This window comes from Arthrobacter sp. C2 (assembly GCA_024207135.1).
Lineage (GTDB): Bacteria > Actinomycetota > Actinomycetes > Actinomycetales > Micrococcaceae > Paeniglutamicibacter.
In genome coordinates, this window is record CP042428.1 from 1,050,788 (window position 1) to 1,073,393 (window position 22,606).

Genomic DNA, 22,606 nt, shown 5'->3' on the forward strand with positions numbered 1-22,606 from the left:
GAACGTCAAGGGCGTCACCAACTACCACGCCCTGGACCCCGGGCCCGCACCATTCCTGCCCGGATCCCCCATGTCATCCACGTCCCGGGACACACCAACGGGCACTGTGCCTTGCATTTCCCCGAACGCAACACGGTCGTCACCGGGGACGCACTGGTCACACTGGACCCGTACACGGCCAAGACCGGCCCAGGATCGTGGCGGCCGCAGCAACCGCGGACACCGACGAATCATTGCACTCACTGGCGCTGCTGGCGGACACCGGCGCGCAAACCTTCCTTCCCGGCCACGGCGACCCATACCACGGCGACATTGCCGTCGCTGTGGCCCACGCCCGCAGCCTGCCGGTAGTTTGATGCGGGCCAGCGGTTCCACTGCAGCTCCCCCGCTGTTTGGGCCCGTATCCATCCACCCCCGATGTGAGGCAGGGCGCAATGGAGATACCAATCCTGGAGGCGCTGACGGAATTGGAAGCATTGGTCAACGACTCTCCCAGTATTTCCGTCGAGCCACGACCTAGCCGTTTCCGCGCGCCGAAAGCGGCATTGAACTGCCCGGGCTTTGGGTCGATCCCCTGGCTCCGGAGACCTGTGGTCGCGGCCGCCGGCCGACTGCGTCGCCAGGCAGTTGTGCCATTGCAAGCGCCCGGGCGAAAAGCACCGCAAGCGCTTCGCCGGGATCGCCCGGTATTGCCATGGGGCGGGGCCACGAACGCTTCGACGCCGGGTACCGACCCGAAGACCGAGGTCCCGCATGCAGCGGATCCTCCCGGAACACCGCCATTGGATGCAAGGCATGGCACGCATTTTCCTTCCAGCCCGATGAGCCGCGACATAGGGTGGCACCATGGCAGAGCAAGGAGACCTTCCGCAATCAAAGTTGAAACAAGGTATCACCGATCGACTGCTGTACTTCTTCATCCTGGGCGACCTTCTTCATCCTGGGCGACGGGCTCGGTCGGCATCTCTGCCTTGGTGTGCGAGATCGCCGGTGAAGTCGGAGGAGCACTTTGGATTCCGCTGGCCATTGCGCTGGTGCTGGCGATGCTGACCGCCGACTCCTACGCCGGGCTCGTGGCAAGGTATCCAAAAGCCGGTGACGCGGCGGTCTTTGCGGAACGTGACTTCAATTGGCCCTGGATTTCCTCTCTCGTGGGTTTCTCCATGCTCGCTGCAGGGGGCAGCAGTGCCGCCGGGCTGAGTATTGCCTTCGCCGGGGACTACCTCAAACCGTTCCTGGACGTACCGGCACTCCCCGCCGCCATCGTGTTCCTGCTCGTGGTGGCACTGCTGAATGCACGTGGCATCAAGGAGTCGGTTCGGGCCAACGTGCTCATGACGGCCATCCAGGTCTCGGGCCTGCTCCTGGTGCTCGTCCTGACCGGCGCCGGCTCCCGGACCACAGCGAACCAAGACAACGAACGGACCGAAAGGCGGTCGGGGAATTGGGCCATCGATGCCGTTCCGCGAGCCGTCGATGACATCGAACCACACTAGATGCACCGAGGAGAAAACCGTGGAATCAATCTGGCTGGATCCGAAACCAGGAATACCAACCGATCCCTTCGAACCCGGCGCCCGCTTCGATACCGTCGTGGCCGGTGCCGGCCTGACCGGATTGGTCACCGCATTGCTGCTCAGCCGGGCAGGGCAGCGGGTTGCCGTCCTTGAATCCCGGTTCGTGGGTGCCGGGACCAGCGGGAACACCACCGCCAAGCTCAGCCTCCTGCAAGGCACCACCCTGCAGCAGATCCGCAAGAATTCTTCTGCCGAGGTCGTGCGCGCCTACGTCGAGGGGAACCTCGAGGGCCAGGCGTGGCTGCGCCAGTACCTGGCCGAGCACTCGGTCCCCCACGAGTCCCGGGACGCCTTCACCTATGCCGTCGAGGCCAAGCACCGTGACACGCTGGAACAAGAGGCCGCAGTCAGCCATGGGGCGGGTCTGGAGGTGCGGATGATCGAGGGGCCGGAGACCGGCCTGCCTTTTGGCGTTGCCGCTGCCCTCACCCTGGCCGGCCAAACCCAGATCGACCCCATTGCCGTGATCACGGCGCTCTGCGCCGACCTGCGCGGCCGGGGTGCCAGGATCTTTGAGGACACGCGCCTGAAGGACTCGACAAACTCGGCACCCCTGGAAATCGCCACCTCGCGGGGCCAGCTCGGCGCCGACACCCTCATCCTGGCCACCGGAACCCCGGTGTTGGACCGCGGCGGCTATTTTGCGAAGCTGGAACCTTCCAGATCCTACGTCGCCGCCTACACCGGTTCCCCGGGCGCGTCGCCGTTTCCTCAAGGCATGTACCTGTCCATCGATTTCCCATCCCGTTCCCTGCGCACGGCCAGCCACGATGGTCGCGAGGTGCTGCTCGTGGGCGGCAACGGCCATCCGGTCGGCGCGGGGGCGCCGCGGGAAGCCGCACGCGACCTCGATCGCTGGGCCCGTGGGCATTTCTCGCTCGGCGAGCGCACCCATGCCTGGTCGGCGCAGGACTATCGCTCGGTCAACTCCGTGCCGTTCGTCGGGACCATGCCGCGCTCCGGCGGCAAGATCATGGTGGCGACCGGATACAACAAATGGGGCATGACCAATTCCGTGGCGGCGGCGCTGCGGCTCTCCGCCTCGATCCTGGGAGGCCGGATGCCGTGGGCCGAGGTGCTGGGCCACCGCGTCTCCGGACCCAAGGCCTTGGCGGAGACCGGAAAATTCAACGCCGGGGTCGCCAGGGACCTGCTCTCGGGATGGGCCCACGCGCTCACCGAAAGCGGCAAGGGAAAAGAAGAAAGGCTGGAAGACCCCCCGACCGCCGAGACTGCCCCCCGCGAAAAAGGAGATCCCCCTGCACCACACCGCGGCAGTGTCGTTCGCGAGGGACTGCACCCGGTGGCGGTCTCCACCGTCGAGGGGCGGACCTGCCGGGTATCGGCGGTATGCACCCACCTCGGTGGCATCCTCACCTGGAACGACGAGGAAGCATCCTGGGACTGCCCGCTGCACGGGTCGCGCTTCACACCGACCGGCTTCCTCATTGAGGGCCCGGCGACCGAGGACCTGAAGCCGGCGGACTGACCCGTAGGCGACTGTGTACCGATGCCCGGCCCGGCGCGCATTCTCTGGCCAAGGCCGGGCACGGGTGCTTGACTGGGTCCATGAGAGCAATATGGAGTGGATCCATCGCGTTTGGACTGGTCAATGTGCCGGTCAAGGCCTACGGCGCCACCGAGGACCACGATGTGGACCTGCACCAGGTGCACGACGCGGACGGCGGACGGATCCGTTACCAGCGCAAGTGCGAGAAATGCGGGAAGAAGATCCCCTACGAACGCATCGACAAGGCCTTTGACGACGGGGAACGCACCGTTGTGCTCAGCGACGAGGACTTGGAAGCCCTTCCCGCGGAGAAAAGCCGGGAAATCGACGTCGTCCAGTTTGTTCCCAACGATCAGATCGACCCGATCATGTTGGAGCGCAGCTACTACCTCGCCCCGGATTCGAAATCGCCCAAGGCCTACGTCTTGCTGCGCCAGACCCTCGAGGAAACGGAACTGACGGCGGTGGTGAAGTTTGCCTTGCGGCAAAAGACCCGCCTGGGCATCCTGCGGGTGCGCGGGGACGTGCTGGTCCTGCAGGGGATGCTGTGGGCCGATGAGGTGCGCGAGGCGGACTTCGCTTCCGCCCGCACCGCCAGCAAGATCAGTCCGCAGGAGATGAAGATGTCCGCTGCCCTGGTCAAGCAATTCACCACCGACTTCACCCCGGAGGAATTCGAGGACGACTACCAGGTGCAGTTGCGCACGCTGATTCGCGAAAAGCTCAAGCAAGGCGACGCACTGGACACCGAGGCCACCTTCGGGACCGGCGACACCTCGGACATGGGGGAAGAGGGGGGCGTGATCGACCTGATGGAGGCGCTCAAGCGCAGCATCGCCAACAAGCGAACCTCCGCCAAACCGGCGGCGGGCAAGAGCTCGGTCACCAGGAGCACCCCTGATTCGAAGCGTGCTGAGACGGCCGCTCAAAAGAAGTCTTCCACCAAGAAGAAGGCCCCGGCCAAGAAGAAAACGCCCACCAAGACGAAGGCCTCCGAGTCCACTGCAGCCCGGACAAAGACCCGCAAGGGAGCCTAGATGGACCAGGAGCTGGAACGGGTCCAGCCCGGCACCAAGGGCATCCGCCGCCGGGTCGCCGGACGCGGATTCAGCTACGTCTCGGCCAACGGCCGCAGGATCCATTCCGATCGCCTGCTCGAGCGCATCAACGCGCTGGCCATCCCCCCGGCCTGGACCCAGGTGTGGATCGCCTCCGCCCCCTCGGCCCACATCCAGGCCACCGGCGTGGACGCCGCCGGGCGGCTGCAATACATCTACCACCCCCGGTGGCGGCAAATGCGCGAACACGAGAAGTTCATTCGTTCCCTGGCCTTCGCCCAGCGCCTGCCCACGATCCGTCGAGGCGTCACCCGCGACCTCAAGCAAGAGCGTGACCCCAGATTGCGCGCACTGGCTGCCGCGGTACGCCTGATGGACCGCGCCGGGCTTCGGGTCGGGGGCGCCGCCTATGCCCAGGAGAATGGTTCTTTTGGCGCCACCACGCTGCTCAAGCGCCACTTGAGCCTGGAGGGCGACACGGTCCACCTGAGGTTCCGCGGCAAGTCCGCGGGTGACTGGGACGTCGCGCTCACGGACAAGCTGCTGGCCGCGTACTTTGCCGCCCTGCCGCACACCCCCCGTTCGGGCCCGGCTATTTGCCATGCGGTGCCTGTGGGGCGGCGCAAGGAATGGAAGCCCGTTTCGGACGGCGAGGTCAATGCGTACCTCGGCGAGGTGGCGGGGCACGGCTTTACCGCCAAGGATTTCCGCACCTGGCAGGGCACCGTCGTGGCCGCGCTGTCACTGGCCCGTTCCCTGCGCGCCGGTGCCACCTCCCCGGAGGCAGTGACTGCGGCCATCGACGAGGCGGCCCAGTGGCTGCACAACACCCCGGCCGTCGCCCGCGGGTCATATGTGAACCCGCGGCTCATCGATCTTTTTGAGCGCGGCGTCGTGGCCGATCCGCGGCGCCAACCCGACCGCGCAGTGCTCGCCCTGCTGATGGAGGGCGACGGGGAGGAACCCGAGTGAGCCGGTTGCATGGCTGACTCGGCACCGAACACGTTCCGGGGCGAATGGTTCGTCCTTGGCGGCGACGTGGTTCAGCGCCTCCGGTCCGGGACTTCGAATGCTGGTGCGGAAAGTGCGAGCAGTTCTGCGGGCTTCGGACCACGCGGCGACCCATCGACTCGTTCTGCGGGCCGCAAGCCGGTTCGGCCATTGGCGTGCATCGGAGGATGGGCCGTCCACGGCGGTGCGGGAAGACACGGCCTACCTTCCATCGTCTGCGGGCTGGGCAGGTGGAAACCCGTTCCCGCTGCCCGGCAATGCAACCGATGGATGCCTCGTTCCCTTGCTCCCGGACCAGGTGCGTGTCCATGGTCTTGGCCGTCCAGGACGGCCCGTTGGCCGGAACGGTGTTCACCCCGGCAACCCTGCCGTGGATCCGGCCCAAAGGGATCGGGACAGCCTTGGCGGGACGGAAGAAAAGGCACCGCAGACGCACGGATCACCCGAGCGGGCGGTATCCGCCCGTGTGATGAGGACCCGATCAGGACCGCCCTAAGAGGCGTGTGCAAATCCTTGCCCCGTGTCATGGTGCGTGCTTAACTTTGGGCGAGGGGGGAAACCGACCGCGGAAGACCATCAATTGTTGAGGTGTTGGCATGTCCAGTCGAAATGAATCCAGAAGCGCGAGCCGAACCGCCACCGGTACAGCCCAAAAGGGCCGGTCGGCTCCGGCGCCCGATGACGAACGGAAGCCGGATGCACCCACCGAGCTCGGTGGCGCATCCTGGAAGTACATCTTCAAGCGCTCCATCCGCGAATTCTCCCGTGAGAAGTGCACCGACCTTGCCGCCGCACTGACCTACTTCGCCATGCTTTCGCTCTTTCCCGCCCTCTTGGCCTTGGTTTCGCTGCTCGGTCTGGTGGGACAGGCCCAGTCCACGACCCAAACAATGATGCGGATCGTGGAGGGCGTCGCGAGTCCCGAGGTCGCAAATACGCTGCGACAGCCCATCGGGCAGTTGGCCAGCGCCCCATCGGCGGGATTCGCGTTGATCGCCGGTCTGCTTGGTGCCCTGTGGAGCGCGTCGGGTTATGTCGGTGCCTTCGGGCGCGCGGTCAACCAGATCTACGATGTGCAAGAGGGGCGCCCCTTCTACAAGTTGAAGCCGTTGATGCTGCTTCTGACGCTGGTCCTGCTGTTGATCGCCGTGGTCATGGCCGTTCTGCTTGTCGTCTCCGGACCGCTTGCCCGGAACATCGGCGATGCGGTCGGGCTTGGTGAGACGGCGGTGATGGTCTGGAACATTGCCAAGTGGCCGGTCCTGGTCATTTTCGCAGTGGTACTGATTGCCGTGCTTTACTACGGCACCCCGAACGTCAAGCAGCCCAAATTCCGTTGGTTGAGCCCGGGTTCCGTGATCGCCCTGGTCGTCATGGCGATCGCCACCCTCGGATTCTTCTTCTACGTCTCACACTTCGGCAACTACAACAAGACCTACGGTGCCATCGGCGGGGTCATCGTGATGTTGCTCTGGATCTGGATTGCCAACCTCTCCTTGCTCTTTGGTGCCATCTTCGACAGCGAAACCGAACGCGGACGCGAACTGCAAGGCGGCATCGAGGCCGAGGAGTCCCTCCAGCTGCCCCCGCGCGACACCAAGGCCAGCGAAAAACTGCGGAAGCAGGAAGACAAGGACATCCGGGACGGAAGGGACTTGCGCCTGGAAGCCGAAGCCGCCGATCCCGAACAGGGCAGGGATGCCAAGGACGAGCGGTAGAAAGGCCGTTTCAGCGGCTCGAGGCCGCCGGGCGGATCTGGGCGGACAGCCTCCCTGCGCTTCGCCTGGCTCCTACCGTGTAGCCGCGCCTGGTGGTCAAGGCGCTATTTGCAGGGTCGGTCCCGCTGAAACGTTCCCCGAAGAAATTCCACGACAGTTTATTGCATCACCTCGGTGGCAATGCCATAAAAATGCTGCACCCGCCGAGACCGTGGCGGCGGATGCAACGGACAACGTTACCGACAAGGAGTGAAAACCATGTTGATGCGCACCGATCCGTTTCGGGACCTCGACCGGCTCGCCCAGCAACTACCGGGGTGCACTGCCCGGCCGGCCCCCATGCCGATGGATGCGCGACGGGATGGCGATGTCTTCCACGTGGAATTCGACCTGCCCGGCGTCAGCCCGAATTCCATGGACCTGGACGTTGAACGTGATGTGGCCACCGACCAGGCAGAACGTGAGCCGCTGGCCGAGAGCGCCGAGATCCTCGCGGACTACGCTCCCGCGGGCGCTACAACCGCAAGGGGTCCTTGGCGAGAACCTCGATACCGGACGCATAGGGGCCGCCTATGACGGCGGGGTGCTGACCTTGCGCATCCCGGTCGCTGAGCGGGCCAAGCCGCGCAAGATCGCCGATACGGCGAAAACAGCGAACAGCACGAAATCAACGCCTGAGCGCGGATCCCGGCAGGGAGCCGCCCGGCGGACCCCGCAGCAGCCCGGCCGGGGCCGAGGTCCTTTTCAGTGGGGGTCAATGACTGGCTCGTGCCGATGGGCATCGCCGCTGGTGTCCTCTTCCCCACTGGAGAGGAAGAGGTGTAGGCACCATCCGTGTTCGGGCGAAACCGGGCAGTCCTGCAGGTCCTCTCAGCCAGGGGGCTTCGCGGTTTCCCACCACCCGCAACCTGCCGTGCGCCGATTTGCTTGAACGATAATTTCAAACCTATTAGGATTCAAATTATATAATGTCAACGACAACGAAAGGTTCTTGACGTGCATGAACTGGATTTGATCCACGCAGCCGCGGAGGACGTGGCCTCCGCGCGTGTCCTTCTGCAGGAGCGCATGGCAGCTTTGGATGCCATCGTCCAGACCGCTCTCGACCACGGGATCCCCGAGAAGAAGGTGAATGTGGCCAGCGAACCGTCCCTGCTTCGCGACGACCGTGAGCTCGCCGGAGAGCGTCCGATGCTCGCCGCCTGATCCGCTTCGGCCATCCAGGCCCCGACTCGTTAACGAGTTGGGGCTGGGGGCCTGTTTTCGTCCCCGGCCCCGCCCACTGCGATTCCCTACGGCTCAAGGACCACCTTGATGCAGCCATCCTGCTTCTTCTGGAATGTCTCGTAGAGCTCCGGGCCCCGGGACAGCGGCGCGGTATGGGTCACCAGGTCATCCAGGCCCAGCGGGTCCCCCGGATCCTCGGCGATCGGCAGCAGCTGTGCGGTCCAGTGACGCACATTGCATTGGCCTTGGCGAAGCTGGATCTGCTTGTCGAACATCTCCAGCATTGGCATGGGAGTGGCGGCCCCCGCATAGACACCGCTGAGCGAAATCGTGCCGCCGCGGCGCACCGTGCGCACCGCCGCATGCAGCACGGCGGTGCGGTCCACCGAGACGTTTTCCATCGCCAGTTGCGCCACCTTGTCCGGCAGCAGGCCGGTGGCCTGCTGCAACAACTGTGCGCCGGGCGAGCCATGGGCTTCCATCCCGACCGCGTCCAGCACGGCGTCGGGTCCGCGTTGTGTGGCTTCGCGCAGCCTTTCGGCGATGTCCTTGTCGAACTCCATGGTTTCAATGCCGTGGCGCTGGGCCATGGTGCGCCGTTCGGGCACCGGGTCCACCCCGATCACCCGGTGGCCCAGGTGCGTGCCGATGCGCGCTGCCAGCTGGCCGACGGGCCCGAGCCCGAAAACCGCCAGGGTCCCGTTCTTGGGCACGTCCGCGTATGCAACGCCCTGCCACGCGGTGGGCAGGATGTCGGAAAGGAAGAGGTAGCGGTGATCGGGTAGTTCGCTGCCCACCACGATGGCCCCGTAATCGCCATGCGGGACCCTAAGGTACTCCGCCTGTCCCCCGGGAACCTGGCCATAGAGTTCCGAGTAGCCGAAGAACGCCGCGCCCTTGTTCTGGGAGCGCACTTGCGTCGTTTCACACTGGGACTGCAGTCCGCGCTCACACATCCAGCAGTGGCCGCAGGAGATGTTGAAGGGGATGACGACCCGGTCCCCGACCTTCACGCGCCGGACCGCGGATCCGACTTCTTGGACGATGCCCATGGGCTCATGCCCGACGATGTCTCCGGCATGCATGAACGGGCCCATCATTTCATAGAGGTGCAGGTCGGATCCGCAGATCGCGGTGGAGCTCACCTTGATGATGATGTCCCCCGGGTCTTCGATGCGCGGATCGGGCACCTCGGAATATTCAATCTTGCGTTTTCCCTGCCAGGTCAATGCCTTCATGGTTTCCTCCGGTGGCGTGGTGGATGGGATGGGCCATGTATGGCCCATTCGAACCTGTCAAACATATTGGTTTCGCCGTCGCGGGTCATGGTGAAGGTGTTACCGGAGGCGTTTCCGCACGTCTCGCAGGCCTTCATCGTTCCTCCAGCGTTCGGTCGATCGGGGGTGGACGGGGATGGCGCCGGTCAGCATCCCCAGATGACGGAGGAGCCGGGAAAATCCCGGCCCCTCCGCGTGGTGCGTGGCGTTCCTAAATACCGCCGGTACGGTGAGCCGGATCGCCCGGTGGGACGCCGGGCCCGGTCTGGCCCCCGGAATCCTTCACGTTCGCCGCGGCGCCGCTGGCCTCGTCCTGCAGGTAGCTGGCCTCGTCCGAGGCCTCCTCCTTGACCGTTTGCGCCGATTCCCTGGCCGAGTCCTTGAGGCTTTCCATGGCCTCGGCCGCAGGTTGCTTCATGTCCTGTGCGATGTCCTTGGCGGCCTCGGAGATCTCGGTTGTCACCGGCTCCGCCTTGTCCTTGAGTGTGTGGACCATGTCGCGTTCCTTCTCGCTCCCGGGGACCAGGGAGGAAATCAGCAATCCTGCGCCGAAGGCGATCAGCCCGGCGGCCAGCGGGTTTCCGCGGGTCTGGGAGGCCATGGCGCGCGGTGCCTCGTGCAAGGCCTCCGGGACGGCCGAGCCGGCCTGATCCACGGAGCCCATGACAGCTTCCTTGGCCCGGCGCACGGAGCCCTTGATCTTCTCGCTCTGCCGATGGGCAATGTTCGAGGGCATGACCTTGTCGGCAATCGCGTCAACGTCCTCGCCAAGGTTGCCGCGGGTACGTTCGATGTCCTCACGAATCTCTTCCGGATTCCGGTTCATGGGGTTTCCTCCTGGGGGTTGAATGTTGGCGGAATGTCCTTAATGGTTTCGGCCGTCTTGGGCATGCCCTTGACCTCCTTGAAATGCTTCTTGCCCAGCGTGGCCATGATGGCGGCAATGATCGCCCAGATCACCGCGATCACCACCGCGGACCAGCCATAGCCCATCCAGGAGGCTAGTCCGACCATTGCCGCAAGCGAGAGGAAGAGCAGTACGAAGTGGCCGGCCACGCCGGCGCCTGCATACAGCCCCGCCACCTTGCCCGTCGAACGTGCGGTCTGGCGCAGCTCGGCCTTGGCCAGCTCCGCTTCCTGGCGCACCAGCTCCGAGACGTTCTGGCTCAGGTCGCTGAACAGTTCTCCGAGGGAAGCATCCGAGGTCGGGACTCCCTTCGCCTGCCCAGGGGGAATGTCGGTGCTGTGGGCTCCCGATGCCGTTGTTGGATATTCGCTCATGGCCCGGTGTACCCCTGCTCGGTGCCGTGCACCGCCGACGGGTTGTAGCCGACACCCGGGTTGCTCCCGGTGCCGCCCACCGCGCCTTCACCGATGGTTGGGTTCACCGTCGGCGGCAGCGGGCTGGCCGTTCGCGGTTGGGCGGCCTCCGGGAATCCGGGGGTTTCAACGGCGTTTTTCCGGCTCTGGTCCGGCCCGCTTCCGGCATTGCGGGTGATGCGCCCGGCGAGAAGACCCGCACCCAGCGCGATGCCCAAAAAGGCCCCGGGCCGTCGGCGTGCGAAGCCCTTGACCTCGTCAAGCAGGTCACCGGGCTCCCGCTGTTCAAGCCAGTCCGCCGCGTTCCCGCTGTGCTTTGCGGCTTGGTCGACCAACATCGACGCGCTGCCCGAGGCATCGGAGGACGCGAGCATGTTGCGCAGGTCCCCGCTGATCTGGCGCAGGTTGGCCGAAATCTTTTGCTGTTGGGTTCCCGCTTGTTCGCGGATGTCCGATCCAAGCTCGGAAAACAGGTTGGATGCCTGCTCCTTGGCCTGGTCCAGGACCTCTTCGGCCTCGCGCTTGGCCGTCTGGCCCACGTGCTTGGCGGAATCCACGCCCTCGCGAGCCAGCGCCCGGGTTTCCTCCTTGGCTTGCGCCCCCATGCCGGATTCGCCCTCCATGGGGGTTTCTGTTGTGGCCGGCGGCGGTGCCAACGGCATCTCAGTGCCCGCCGCAGCGAACGAGCCCGAATCCTGCGGGCTCACCGGTGCCGGAGGGCCGGCAGGTTCCAGTGGCCCAATCGGTTCGACAGGAACGCCGGGATGCGTGTGCACATCCGGTTCCAGTCCCCTGTCGTCAGCTGCGTCCCGGTCCCTCTCGATGTTGTCTTTGGGCCGATAGGCAGCGTTAAGATCGTTCTCACTCATTGGTGACCTCCAGTTGATCCATGCCCGCCGCCATTGGGCGAGCCGTATTCGTCGGAAAGTGCGTCCCGCGGTTTGCTTGGCGGACCCGCTTTGTGCCTCGCACCGGTTCCGGGGATCCGGTGCGGTCAAATGAATTTGCTTCGATATCGAACGGGTTCCCCGCGGGCCATGACCCCCGCAGAGTCCCGGACCGCGGCCCGGGACACCCAACCAAATTGCAACTCCGATCGCCTGCTTGGGGAAATCGGGTTGTATAAGTAGCAAACCAATATCGGCGCGGCTGCACAACCTTTTTGACACCAGCACCGGCCAATTGCCGTTTTTCCTTGCCTGGTCCCTGGCTCGGGTGCCGGTGGCCGCACAAATCCTTGCTCCGTGGCTGCCCGAATGCTTGACTGTGAACAAGGGCAGCAAGAACCCCGCCACGGATGTGGCACACGGATCATTGGGGGCAAGGGCAATTAGGCGAACTTCGGAACGACGGGCAAGCAATGGGTGATTTGGACCTGGTTCGCGCGGCCGCCCAGGACGTGGCAGCGGCACTGCTGCTGTTGCGCCAACGCCAGGATGCCTTTGAAGCTATCAGCGCCACGGCCCTGAAACACGGAATCAGCGCAACGGATATCGCTTCCGCCATGGTGCCGGAGGAACCTGGAATCGGGTTGCCGGTGGATATGCGCGGCAGCGCGCGCTAACGACCGGAGGTCCGCCTTCGGGCCAACCGCCAGCCGCCGACAACAAGGTTCGTCAACGCATCGCCACCCTTGGTGCGCGGACGCCACGCCAGCACGCTGAAGAACTTTCCCGGCCCCGTGGCACCACGCCCGTCAGCGTGACCCAGAAGGAACCCGTCCGCTCGGCACTACTCGAGCTCCGGTCCCCTGCGTCTTGCTGGGGGACTAAGCCAAAAGCAGCGAACTGACCGGGACTGCGATTCCGCCTACGTCGAACTAGAGTTCCGGTCGCCATGTTGATGCCACTGCCAGCGCTGGGGGCGGCAGGGGCGGCGGAATTTTGCTGGACGTCCGTGGGCACCTTTTATTGCCCTTAACGGAAGTTCCAGGAAGACCGATTCCACGCACATGCAACTGCCTGAACGTGCCTGATGCCCATCAATTATGAACTTTCGGGAACTTCGCCCTTTGAGCCCGAGCAAGCCGCTTGTTCGGCCGACTTCTCCGAGGCAAAGTCCGATTGATGTGCTGGGCTTCAAAATCAGGGGCGGTGTTTCAGTTGCCCCAATCGACCAGACTTTCCGAATATGGCACTTACGCGAGCTTCTGCCTGGTGGAGGCCCCAGCCACGATTTTTCGGATGGCCTTCGTGGCTTCTTCTTCGGTACCGGTATAGGGGTACTCGCCAATAATCGATCCGCCGCCAGATACGATTTCATAGTCAACGTTCTTCATGACTACATCAAGTTTCACACGCCCAGCTCGGGCATCTTCTACGAATCGACTGCTTCGTTTTGCGACGCTCCGTACCGACTTAGCCATGATCTACCTCCCTGTTGCTGTTCCATCTTATCCGTGAAACGTGGCCTTTTATCGTCTCCCCCAGAAAATACCATGCGAAGACAAACCAGGCCGCAAGTACCGAGCCGAAAACTAAGATCCAAGCCCCGTGCCACACCGGTTGGGCTACGGGAATTGCTGCAAGAATCGCCATGAGCACCAGAACTGTCGTGCACAAGTACAAGATCCATCTGAGAGGCTTAAGCAAATGCCCCTCATACGGGTGCTCTACCTGCCTACTGATCCATGACAAGAGCAATGCCGGACCGATTAAGAGTATGGATGCCGATGGCGAGGGAATAACGGCCGCCTTTGCCAGGACCACGTCGCTAAATATCCGAACCAGTGTTGCAATGAGCACGAGGAATGATGTGAAGACAAGTGCCGATTTTGTAAAGCTAAGCAGCCCGGCCTTGGCCGGAGTCAGCCGCGCAATCACGAGACCGTTGTAAAATCTATGTCCCGGTTCAAGAACAGAGTGGGCGATAAAAGGTGGCTCACTGCGGCTCCTCAATTCAAGGTGATCAATCTTTGTAGAAGACCCGGCGAAGTCGAACTCGACGAAGTCCAATGAGACGATGGTCAGACTCGAAGGTACCTCCAGTTCAAAGTGCTGGCTCGCGCTGAACCCATAGTCCGGAACGAGCTGGCTGAAATCCGCCTCGATGAAGTGCTCCGGTGAACGTGCTTGGACGTCTTGGTCGAAAGCATATTTCAGGGTGCACCGAACACCTACCATCGACTCATCGACTTCGACCATAAACAGATAGTTTCCGGCCAGCAGTCTGATCAGCAGATCAAGCTCCTGCGGAACCTCGATCTGCTCGCTCGCGGCCCAAATTTTATACTTGCTGAGTTCTTCGACCCGTGCTTGCTCGTTGCAATGGACAACACTTGAAATAACCTCGACAGCCCTGGATTCATCGCTTGGAGAAAAGTTCTTGAGGTTTCAGATCGCCGAGCAAAGCATCTCCACAGCGAGCTTGGAGTTGTCCTTGCGTCCAAGAATCGGTAGTGATTTCCCCTCAAATCGAGCATCCAGCCGGGTTTTAGTTCCCTTGTTCAGCACAGCCAGTGGAACGACAATGCGGCCTTTGCTGCCTTGGATCTGAGCATCCTCGGGGACAGTGACGTCTACGGATACATGACGACGAGTCCGGCCATCGGCACTCATGCGAAGCGAATCAACCCTCCGATGGGCCCAACTTTGCGATTCCAGGAGTAGCCGCAAAAGCACTTCGCCGTCGCTGGAATCCGGATTTTTTCCGACGAGAGTCGACAACTCCATATATCCTTTCAAGATCGGTGACGGAGGCGTGGCTTTACCTCTGCTGGCGAAACTTCTCGCGGCGCGGTTAGGCCCGAAGCATTTCCCAAAGCTGTTCTCTGGCCTCCACGAAATCAAACGACCCACCGGCCAACGTCGTGGTGACATGTTCCAAGGACCAGCTGACCAAGGCACCGTATCTGGCCGAGTAGATGCCCACGGAGTTGATTTTGTACGAGTCGGAGCGATCGAGCAAAGCGTAGGCCAGCAATTGGTAGATTTCATCAATGCCCAACGAGTCGCTCCGAGTGCCGCTCTTGGCGTTCTTGGTTCCCAGCCGGGTCTTGATGTCGATCAACAATCCATTGCAGATCAGGTCCGCTTCGGCAGCGATTAAGCGATCGTCGGCTCCCCCGCTTCGACGCGACGCGTCAAATTCGGGACCAAGGTGGAAGGGCGTCTTCAAGGCAGGAAGCAGGTTCCGGCCAGCCAGGCCACACAACGCCGTCATTTCCCGGACGGCAACTTCCGGTGCCTGGGACATCATGGAAGACACGTTGAATGATTTGGAGCCCAGTAGTTCAAACACAACCGACGGAGCAGCCATGCCAACCCGGTGGACCGTTGCGCACAAGGCCAGCCCCCATACGGCCCGGGCAAAGCTTTCGGCTCCCCGCTCCCCGGCGTGTACAGACGAACCGGCGATCGAAGCCAGCTCATCCACTGTGCCTGTGTAATTTTTGTCCGCTCGCAAAAGGAATCGCGCCGACTGCGGCACGTCCGTTGGTTCCAACATTAGACGCACAGCCAGGTCCATCGCAGTTCCAACGGTGCCGGCGTGGGCCCCCATCGAGTCGACGATGATCTCCCCGACGCGAACCTTGTATTCCCGGCGGATGGGGGCGGTGTTCGGGAACCTCTGGTCGAGGAATTGCCATAGGGGCGTACTTTTGTCCTTCACGGCCTTGCTGAGCGTCAAGCCATTGGTGATGTCCATGGCCCGAGACTAACGTGAAGCACAGTCAGATTGGCCCTATGCCTTGCGTTTGCCCCACAACCGCCAGCCGCCGATGACCAGGTTCGTCAACGCATCGATGCCCCAGAACGCGGCAATGAGCGCCACCGCCCAGAACGGCAGCCACGGCTGCTGCCAGTCGGTGAGCATCACCAGGGCCAGGGCAACCAGAGCCTCCATGACGCCCCAGATGACCTGGGTGCGCGGGCGCCAGGCCAGCACGTTGAAGAACTTGCGCCACCCGGTGGACTCGCGCGCGTCGGCGCTCATGCCGCTGGCAATCGTGGACCCCAGGGACTTGGGCTCCACCAGCACGGCGGTGTCCGGCAGCGTGCCTTCCTCGACGTAGTCGGCCAGGGATTCATCGCGGCCAAAGATCTTCAGCACGGTGCGCAACTTGTCCACCGACCCGCTGCCGCCCAGGGCGTCGTTGAGCTGGGCGATCACGTCCTCGCCGATGCCGTATTCGGTCAGCTCGGCGATGGACTCCAGGTCCGGGGCCAGCCATTCGCGGGACAGGAAGTCGGCGACCTCTGCGGAATCGGTTCCGGGCACGGTGTCCAGCACCGGGGCCGCTGCCACCGACCAGCCGTGGCCGAAGCCCGGGTAGCCGTGGAGCTTGCGATTTTGTCCCTCGAACCAGAAGACCATGGAAAAGCGCGGGCCCAGGCGGGAAAGCATGATGGCGGGGAAGGTGGCGCGGGAGAGCATGATCTCGGGCATGTAGCCCTCGTGCACCGCCACGTCGCCGTGTTCGGTGGAGAAGTGGTGCCAGGCGGTCTTGGTCGCCCCGGCAAAGAGCGCGACCTCCGAGCCCTTGAAGGAACCCAGCAGCACCGAGCGCCCGCCGGTGGGGTACTCGAGGGCCGCGTCGTCGATGGGTTCGCCGCTTTCGGCATCCACCCCGTCGAAGTCGGCCCAGCGGGCCCCGGTCCCCCGCTTCAGGGCAATGGCAAATCCCTCGATCTGCTGCCCGAAGCTGGTGTTGCCGTCCGCATCGGCCATGACGATGAACCCCTCGGCGTTCACCGCCAGGACCATCTCGATCACGCAGAGCTCACCCCAGGAGACCGGCTCGGCCAGCAGCGCAATGGACTGCCTGGCGCGCAGCGTCTCGGAGATCCGCCGGTGTGCATCGCTCCCGGTGGGCTCGTCGAAGATCAGGGCCATGGAGGCGATCAGCCACTGCGGGCTCTCGCCTCCCGGCCCGGGGTGGGGGCTACTTGCCAAGGAACTTCTCAAACCCCTTGGGCAGGTTCAGTTCCGACGGGTCGAAGTCCTTGGGCCCGGCGCCGAAGGCGGCACCGGCCGGTGCCTTGGGCTTGTTGGCCTCGGCCGCGGCTAGCTGGGCGGCCTTGGCCGGGTTGCCGAACTTCGCCGGCTTCTTCTTCCCGCCCTTGGCACCCTTCTTGGCCCCGCCGCGCCCGCCGGGCATGCCCGGGATCGCTCCGCCGGAGGCCAGCTTCTTCATCATCTTCTGCGCCTCGCCGAAGCGCTCGAGCATCGAGTTGACCTCGGAGACGTGCACGCCCGAGCCCTTGGCGATGCGGGCGCGGCGCGAGCCGTTGATGATCTTCGGGGCCACGCGCTCGTGCGGGGTCATCGAGCGGACGATGGCCTCGATGCGGTCCATCTGCGACTCGTCGAACTGCTCGAGCTGCTGGCGGGAGATCTGCGACCCGGGCATCATGCCCAGGATCTTCTTCATCGAGCCCATCTTGCGGATCTGGGCCATCTGGGCCAGGAAGTCATCGAGGGTGAAGTCCTCGCGGTCGGCGAACTTCTTCGCCATCCGCTCGGCTTCGCCCTTGTCCCAGTTCTGCTCGGCCTGCTCGATCAGGGTGAGGATGTCGCCCATGTCCAAGATCCGCGAGGCCATGCGGTCCGGGTGGAAGATCTCGAAGTCGTCCAGGTTTTCGCCGGTGGAGGCGTACATGACCGGCTTGCCGGTCACCGAGGCCACCGAGAGGGCCGCGCCGCCGCGGGCGTCGCCGTCGAGCTTGGTCAGCACCACGCCGGTGACGCCGACGCCGTCGTTGAACGCCTGGGCGGTGTTGACCGCGTCCTGGCCGATCATCGCGTCGATGACGAACAGGACCTCGTCCGGGTTGACCGCGGCGCGGATGTCCGCTGCCTGCGCCATCATCTCGGCGTCGATGCCCAGCCGGCCGGCGGTGTCGACGATGACCACGTCGTGGAGCTTGGTGCGGGCTTCGGCCACGCCGTCGCGGGCCACCGCGACCGGGTCGCCGGTGGCGGACTCGAACTCGGAGGAGACGCCCGGGTGCGGTGCGTACACCGGCACCCCGGCACGTTCGCCGTTGACCTGGAGCTGCTTGACGGCGTTGGGGCGCTGGAGGTCGCAGGCGACCAGCAGCGGGGTGTGGCCCTGGGCCTTGAGGTGCTTGGCCAGCTTGCCGGCCAGCGTGGTCTTGCCGGCGCCCTGGAGGCCAGCGAGCATGATCACGGTCGGCGGGTTCTTGGCCAGGTTCAGCCGGCGGGTCTCCCCGCCGAGGATGCCCACGAGTTCCTCGTTGACGATCTTGACGATCTGCTGGCCCGGGTTCAGCGAGGCCGAGACCTCTTCGCCCAGGGCGCGTTCCTTGACCTGCGCCACGAAGGCGCGGACCACCGGAACGGCGACGTCGGCGTCCAGCAGGGCACGGCGGATCTCGCGTACGGTGCCGTCGATGTCGGCCTCGGACAGCCTGCCCTTGCCGCGCAGGTTCTTGAAGGTGGATGTCAGGCGGTCGGAGAGTGAATTGAACACGTGCCGTGCACTTCTTTCGTTGTGGGATTCAGGCGCGGTCTAACCCGCTGGACTCAACATCCAAGATTACCAAGAAAGACTGAGCGTTTTGGGCAACACGTGGCAATGTAGAGGAGTGAGCATTGAAACAGGCCATCACGGCGGCACCCACGTAAGCACATTGTTGATCCTCGGAGCCTCCGGGGACCTGACCGGAAGGCTGCTGCTTCCGGGCCTGGCCCGGCTGATCGGCTCGGGCCGCGCCACCGGGCTGCACCTGGCCGGGGCCGGGGGCCCGGGCTACAGCCAGGAAAAATGGCAGCAGCGCGTCACCGAAGCCTGCGAGGCCGCCATGGAGCACGCCACCGAGGCGGGCCGGGAGGAACTGGCGAAGATCGCCAAGCACACCTCCTTCACCGAGCTCGATGTCACCAAGCCCAACGAGCTGGCCAACCTGGTCGAGACGCTCGATGGCCCGGTGGCCCTGTACTTCGCACTGCCCCCGGCCGTGAGCCAGAAGGCCTGCGAGGTGCTGGAACCAGGGCAACTGCCCGAAACCACGCTCCTGGTCATGGAAAAGCCCTTCGGGTCCAACCAGCAATCCGCCCAGGGCCTGAACCGCACGCTGATCCGCCTGGTGCCGGAGGAGAACATCCACCGGGTCGACCACTTCCTGGGCAAGGGCACGGTGTTCAACATCCTGGGCCTGCGCTTCGCCAACCGGCTGCTCGAGCCGCTGTTCACCTCCGAGCACGTGGAGAAGATCGAGATCTTCTACGACGAGGAGCTCGCCCTGGAGGACCGTGCCGGGTACTACGACGGGGCGGGGGCGCTGCGCGACATGATCCAGTCGCACCTGCTGCAGATCCTGGGCCTGCTGACCATGAATGCCCCGGCCACCCTGAAGGAGCGCGACGTGCGCGACCACCTGGGCTCGGTGCTGCGTGCCACGGCCCTGGCCGGGGATCCGCGGAAGTTCACCCGCCGGGCCCGGTACACCGCCGGCACCTCCAAGGGGCGCCCGGTGCCGGACTACGCGGCCGAGAAGGGCGTGGAGCCGGCGCTGAAGACCGAGACGCTGGCCGAGGTCACGCTGCACATCAACAACTCGCGCTGGGCCGGAGTCCCGTTCATCCTGCGCGCCGGCAAGGCGCTGGGCACCGCCCGGAAGGAAGCGATCATCACCTTCCGCCCGGTCTCCCACCTGCCCACCGGCTTCAAGGGCACCGACAAGCCCACCAAGCTGCGGATCGGGTTCGGCCCCGACACCCTCTCGCTGGATTTGGACGTCAACGGCCCCGGGGACCTGTACACCCTGGACCACGTGACCCTGGCGGCGGAACTGAACTCCCCGGATCTGCTCCCCTACGGCGAAGTGCTGCTCGGGGTGCTTTCCGGGGACCCGACGCTGTCGGTGCGCGGGGACACCGCGGAGGAATGCTGGCGGATCGTGGACCCGATCCTCACCGCGTGGGCCGATGACATGGTGGACCTGGACGAGTACCCGGCCGGGGGCAACGGACCGTCGGGCTGGGACACCAACTGCACGCTGTAGCCGTAGGCGCCCGCGAAGCCTGGGCAGGCCATGCAAGGAATGCCGAACCGAGGTGCCGACCGGGCATTACTCTGATGCCATGGGTACACACCAGAAAACGTGGCATCAGCAGCACCGGGAATCGCTGACCCTGGGCCAGCGCTCGGCCGACGTGCTGCGCAATTCCATGGGCAGCTGGCCGTTCGTGGGCAGCTTCGTGTTGTTCATGCTGCTCTGGGTGGCGGCCAACAGCCTCATCCGCCCCGGCCAGGTCTGGGATCCCTACCCTTACATCCTGCTGAACTTGTTTTTGAGCATGCTGGCGGGGCTCCAGGGCGCCATCTTACTGATCGCGGCCAAGCGCCAGGACGCGATCGCCGCGGCCATGGCCCAGCACGACCTGGACACGGACATGGGCTCGAAGCGGGACCTGGACCTGTTGATGGAGATGAACCGGGCGCAGCTGGCCATGATCGAGGAGCTGCGCACCGAGCTGCAGCGCCTGGGCAGGCCCGGAACGACCCCGGGCGCCCCGTGCCGGTGAACCGCCGCCATTGACTCGCCGCGCGGCACAGCCAGGAGATCTCCCGATGGTGGTTTCCCGCGGGCGGCAGGAGGTTGGTCGGGTGATGGTGGGCACAGCTGATCGTGGAGTCCACCATAGCTCTCGGTTGACCACGCGCTACGCGCTGCCGTGGCCCGGCAAGATAGCCGGCGCGGCCTCCCCGGTGCCGACGGCGGGCACGCGGCGGCGGGCACGCGGCGGCGGCGCTTGCACGGTCCTCCCCGAACCGAGGTGTTCGGGCAGGTCTCGGCAGGCGAAGCTGACACGGTAGCGATGGATGCCGCCCTCGACCACGACCCGGTGGTCCATGGGCCGATCTCCCCGCCCTGCCCGTGGAATCTCTCATCATCGGGGAGATCGGTTCCCCATCGACGAGGACGGCGTACCGGGGATCCACCGGTCGGTCCTGCCAGATCGAGCCGGACGGGATCAGCAGGTCCGCCGGTACGTCAGGCTCGCTTGTTTTCGCGCTTGTCGGCGGCTTGACCGGACCTTGGACCCGATTCCTGTTGATGCCGGCGGGTGGGCGACGATGTCCGGTGGCACAAAAACAGGCAGGGCCTGGCGCCCGGACGAAAACCGGGACTTGAGCGGGGCGAGCTAGCGCCCCCGCCCCGCGGAACCACGCGGCTAATTGCATGCGCGGACCAGGACCCGGACAAAGTGCACGATGCCCTGTTTGCCTCGGGGACACGGCACCTGGGCAACCTGCAGGTGACCGTGGCCATCAACGGGGCCTTGCTTCCGGTAAAAAGGCACCTCCGCGCCCGGGGTCGCCCGGCGGTGCCCGGGCACCGCCGGGCCCCTGCGCACCGGCCAACGGCTCAGGCCGTCAGCTCCTCACCGGCATCGCCGACCACCTGGACAAGGCCTCCGCGCTGGAAGCTGTTGCGCTGGCGCTGGGCACCGTTGCCGTGCCGTGCCAGGCGTTCCAGGCCCCCGTGGACAAAATCCGTGTCACCGTTCAGGGACAACGCCTCGCCGATGAGCTGCAGCAATGCCTGAAGCAACCGGCCGGTCCCCAAGGTCCGCCCGCTGCCGGGGTCCACCTGGTTGCCGACCATGCCGTGCTTGGCTGCCTGCCAGAAGGCGAGGTCCAGGACCTCGGGCAACAGCGGCCTGCCCGTTGCGGGGGCACGCAGGCTCGTGTCGACCAGTGCGCGCACCAGCAGTGCCAGCAACACCGAGTCCTCGGCGCGCAGCTGCGCGTCCGCGATCCTGACCTCAACGGTGGGGTACCGGCTGGACAGGCGTGCGGCCCAGCCGATGTGGCCCTCGTCCACGACCACCTCGGAAGCCAACAACGTGTCCAACCGGGTCCGGTACTCATGCCCGTCGGCAAAATGCGGCTGGATGCCCTGCACCGACCACCGCCGGTAATGGATGCTGCGCCAGGAAGCGAAGCCGGTGTCGGCACCGTGCCACCAGGGGGAGTTCGATCCGATCGCCAGCAGGAGCGGCAGCCAGGGCCGCAGGGCGTTCAGGGCCAGGACACCGGCATCCGCATCGGGTACCGAGACGTGGACATGCAGACCCGACACGTATTGCTCCGAGCTGATTCCCGGCAGGTACTCGTGCAGGCTGCGGTAGCGTTCCTGGTCGGCGATGACCGCCGGACCGGTGGGGACCACCGGTGCCGCTCCGAGTCCGACGGGCAGCAGGCCCAGCTCCTGGGCAGTGCGGGCCAGTTCCTTGCGGTACTCGCGCAACGAGGCAAGGGCCGCCGGTCCGTCACTGCAGATCGGCGTGGCGGTCTCCACCTGGCAGGCCAACAGCTCGGACTGGGTGGAATTCCCCCCGGCCCGGATGTCCATCAGTGCGGCGGAGGCGACGGGATCCGGAACGCCGGGCATCCCGGTGTCCGGGTTGAGCAGGAAGAACTCTTCTTCGATGCCGAACGTGCTCATGGGGGTCCTCCCGCGCGATCTGTGGATGAGGCATGGTGCTTGCGGCGGGGCCGGCCAACGGGTGGCGGGACGATGGTTCGGGTCGTCGTGGCGGGCCAGGGCTGCCGGCATCCCCTCGGGGGTTGCCGGGCTTGCGTGGTCCCGGGCGAGGTACGACGCCCGGGACCAGGAATCAACGGACTTGGTGCCGAAGTTCTACTCGCTGGCGTCGGCGTCGAGAGCCGGTCCGGATGCGGTGGCTCCGCCTTCGTCGGTCCAGTCATGTCCCGTGTCGGTGGACAGTGCCGGGTCCGAGACGTGGTCCTTACGGGTGTCCCTGTCCTTGGCTTCATCCGAAACGTCGTTGGTGGGTTCCTGGTTTTCATTCATGGTGTCTTGCTCCTTGTTGTTGTGTTGTGAAGGATTCGGTGGAGTGCCGCCATCCCGGCCGGCGTTCTGCTGCTGGGGCTCGTCGAAGCGAAGCAGCTTGTGCGTGCCGTCGCAAAACG

At 64.8% G+C, this 22,606-nt stretch carries 22 protein-coding genes and 1 pseudogene; 11 read left to right on the top strand and 12 right to left on the bottom strand.

Features of this window, described 5'->3' with window-relative positions:
- Positions 1–197 precede the first annotated feature (197 nt).
- From FPY90_RS04945 to FPY90_RS04980, 8 genes and pseudogenes are all read left to right on the top strand, one after another.
- The gene (locus FPY90_RS04945; protein ID WP_286135423.1) at positions 198–356 is read left to right on the top strand and encodes a hypothetical protein; all 159 of its coding nucleotides are present in this window, start codon (positions 198–200) and stop codon (positions 354–356) included.
- 618 nt (positions 357–974) lie between these two features.
- A complete protein-coding gene (locus FPY90_RS04950) occupies positions 975–1,496 on the top strand; it encodes an amino acid permease (RefSeq protein WP_353615481.1) in 522 nt (173 codons plus the stop codon).
- 19 nt (positions 1,497–1,515) lie between these two features.
- Entirely contained in the window at positions 1,516–3,066 is a 1,551-nt protein-coding gene (locus FPY90_RS04955; RefSeq protein ID WP_498684170.1) for an FAD-dependent oxidoreductase, read from the top strand.
- An 80-nt stretch (positions 3,067–3,146) separates the two neighbouring features.
- On the top strand, positions 3,147–4,124 hold the full coding sequence (gene ku, locus FPY90_RS04960) for a non-homologous end joining protein Ku (protein ID WP_071215277.1): 978 nt from the start codon (positions 3,147–3,149) through the stop codon (positions 4,122–4,124).
- A complete protein-coding gene (locus FPY90_RS04965) occupies positions 4,125–5,117 on the top strand; it encodes a DNA topoisomerase IB (RefSeq protein ID WP_498684173.1) in 993 nt (330 codons plus the stop codon).
- Between the two features lie 635 nt (positions 5,118–5,752).
- Positions 5,753–6,874, top strand: a complete 1,122-nt coding sequence (locus FPY90_RS04970) for a YihY/virulence factor BrkB family protein (protein WP_498684175.1) — start codon at positions 5,753–5,755, stop codon at positions 6,872–6,874.
- Positions 6,875–7,132: 258 nt separating this feature from the next.
- Positions 7,133–7,529, top strand: a pseudogene (locus FPY90_RS04975) (Hsp20/alpha crystallin family protein); the annotation flags it as partial.
- Between the two features lie 341 nt (positions 7,530–7,870).
- The gene (locus FPY90_RS04980) at positions 7,871–8,080 is read left to right on the top strand and encodes a hypothetical protein (protein WP_071215273.1); all 210 of its coding nucleotides are present in this window, start codon (positions 7,871–7,873) and stop codon (positions 8,078–8,080) included.
- 86 nt (positions 8,081–8,166) lie between these two features.
- On the opposite strand, the gene FPY90_RS04985 is transcribed toward FPY90_RS04980, so the two are convergent.
- The 4 genes from FPY90_RS04985 to FPY90_RS05000 all read right to left on the bottom strand — a co-directional run bounded on the left by FPY90_RS04985 (position 8,167) and on the right by FPY90_RS05000 (position 11,321).
- Positions 8,167–9,339: an alcohol dehydrogenase catalytic domain-containing protein gene (locus FPY90_RS04985; protein ID WP_071215272.1), complete on the bottom strand. Its 1,173-nt coding sequence runs from the start codon at positions 9,337–9,339 to the stop codon at positions 8,167–8,169.
- Between the two features lie 250 nt (positions 9,340–9,589).
- Complete coding sequence (locus FPY90_RS04990; RefSeq protein ID WP_071215271.1) at positions 9,590–10,204, bottom strand: DUF3618 domain-containing protein; 615 nt, start codon at positions 10,202–10,204, stop codon at positions 9,590–9,592.
- Positions 10,201–10,659 carry a phage holin family protein gene (locus tag FPY90_RS04995; protein WP_071215270.1) on the bottom strand — a complete coding sequence of 153 codons (459 nt, stop codon included), beginning with the start codon at positions 10,657–10,659 and terminating at the stop codon, positions 10,201–10,203. Before FPY90_RS04995 ends, FPY90_RS04990 begins: the two co-directional genes overlap by 4 nt.
- The gene (locus FPY90_RS05000) at positions 10,656–11,321 is read right to left on the bottom strand and encodes a hypothetical protein (protein WP_071215269.1); all 666 of its coding nucleotides are present in this window, start codon (positions 11,319–11,321) and stop codon (positions 10,656–10,658) included. Before FPY90_RS05000 ends, FPY90_RS04995 begins: the two co-directional genes overlap by 4 nt.
- Positions 11,322–12,058: 737 nt before the next feature.
- Here FPY90_RS05000 and FPY90_RS05005 point away from each other — a divergent pair.
- Entirely contained in the window at positions 12,059–12,262 is a 204-nt protein-coding gene (locus FPY90_RS05005) for a hypothetical protein (protein ID WP_071215268.1), read from the top strand.
- A gap of 573 nt (positions 12,263–12,835) precedes the next feature.
- Here FPY90_RS05005 and FPY90_RS05010 read toward each other — a convergent pair.
- From FPY90_RS05010 to ffh, 6 genes are all read right to left on the bottom strand, one after another.
- Entirely contained in the window at positions 12,836–12,976 is a 141-nt protein-coding gene (locus FPY90_RS05010) for a hypothetical protein (protein ID WP_498684179.1), read from the bottom strand.
- 79 nt (positions 12,977–13,055) lie between these two features.
- On the bottom strand, positions 13,056–13,841 hold the full coding sequence (locus FPY90_RS05015) for a hypothetical protein (protein WP_498684181.1): 786 nt from the start codon (positions 13,839–13,841) through the stop codon (positions 13,056–13,058).
- 189 nt (positions 13,842–14,030) lie between these two features.
- Positions 14,031–14,369, bottom strand: a complete 339-nt coding sequence (locus FPY90_RS05020; RefSeq protein ID WP_139194870.1) for a hypothetical protein — start codon at positions 14,367–14,369, stop codon at positions 14,031–14,033.
- Positions 14,370–14,436: 67 nt separating this feature from the next.
- Positions 14,437–15,345: a hypothetical protein gene (locus FPY90_RS05025; RefSeq protein ID WP_498684183.1), complete on the bottom strand. Its 909-nt coding sequence runs from the start codon at positions 15,343–15,345 to the stop codon at positions 14,437–14,439.
- 36 nt (positions 15,346–15,381) lie between these two features.
- Positions 15,382–16,593 carry a hypothetical protein gene (locus FPY90_RS05030; protein ID WP_498684185.1) on the bottom strand — a complete coding sequence of 404 codons (1,212 nt, stop codon included), beginning with the start codon at positions 16,591–16,593 and terminating at the stop codon, positions 15,382–15,384.
- Positions 16,583–18,133, bottom strand: a complete 1,551-nt coding sequence (gene ffh, locus FPY90_RS05035; RefSeq protein ID WP_071215264.1) for a signal recognition particle protein — start codon at positions 18,131–18,133, stop codon at positions 16,583–16,585. Before ffh ends, FPY90_RS05030 begins: the two co-directional genes overlap by 11 nt.
- A gap of 115 nt (positions 18,134–18,248) precedes the next feature.
- On the opposite strand from ffh, the gene FPY90_RS05040 reads away from it, so the two are divergent.
- Complete coding sequence (locus FPY90_RS05040; protein ID WP_498684186.1) at positions 18,249–19,667, top strand: glucose-6-phosphate dehydrogenase; 1,419 nt, start codon at positions 18,249–18,251, stop codon at positions 19,665–19,667.
- A 79-nt stretch (positions 19,668–19,746) separates the two neighbouring features.
- The gene (locus tag FPY90_RS05045) at positions 19,747–20,190 is read left to right on the top strand and encodes a DUF1003 domain-containing protein (RefSeq protein ID WP_498684189.1); all 444 of its coding nucleotides are present in this window, start codon (positions 19,747–19,749) and stop codon (positions 20,188–20,190) included.
- An 845-nt stretch (positions 20,191–21,035) separates the two neighbouring features.
- On the opposite strand, the gene FPY90_RS05050 is transcribed toward FPY90_RS05045, so the two are convergent.
- The gene (locus FPY90_RS05050) at positions 21,036–22,118 is read right to left on the bottom strand and encodes a carboxylate-amine ligase (protein WP_498684192.1); all 1,083 of its coding nucleotides are present in this window, start codon (positions 22,116–22,118) and stop codon (positions 21,036–21,038) included.
- 195 nt (positions 22,119–22,313) lie between these two features.
- Positions 22,314–22,487, bottom strand: a complete 174-nt coding sequence (locus FPY90_RS05055; protein WP_498685648.1) for a hypothetical protein — start codon at positions 22,485–22,487, stop codon at positions 22,314–22,316.
- Between the last annotated feature and the right edge of the window lie 119 nt (positions 22,488–22,606).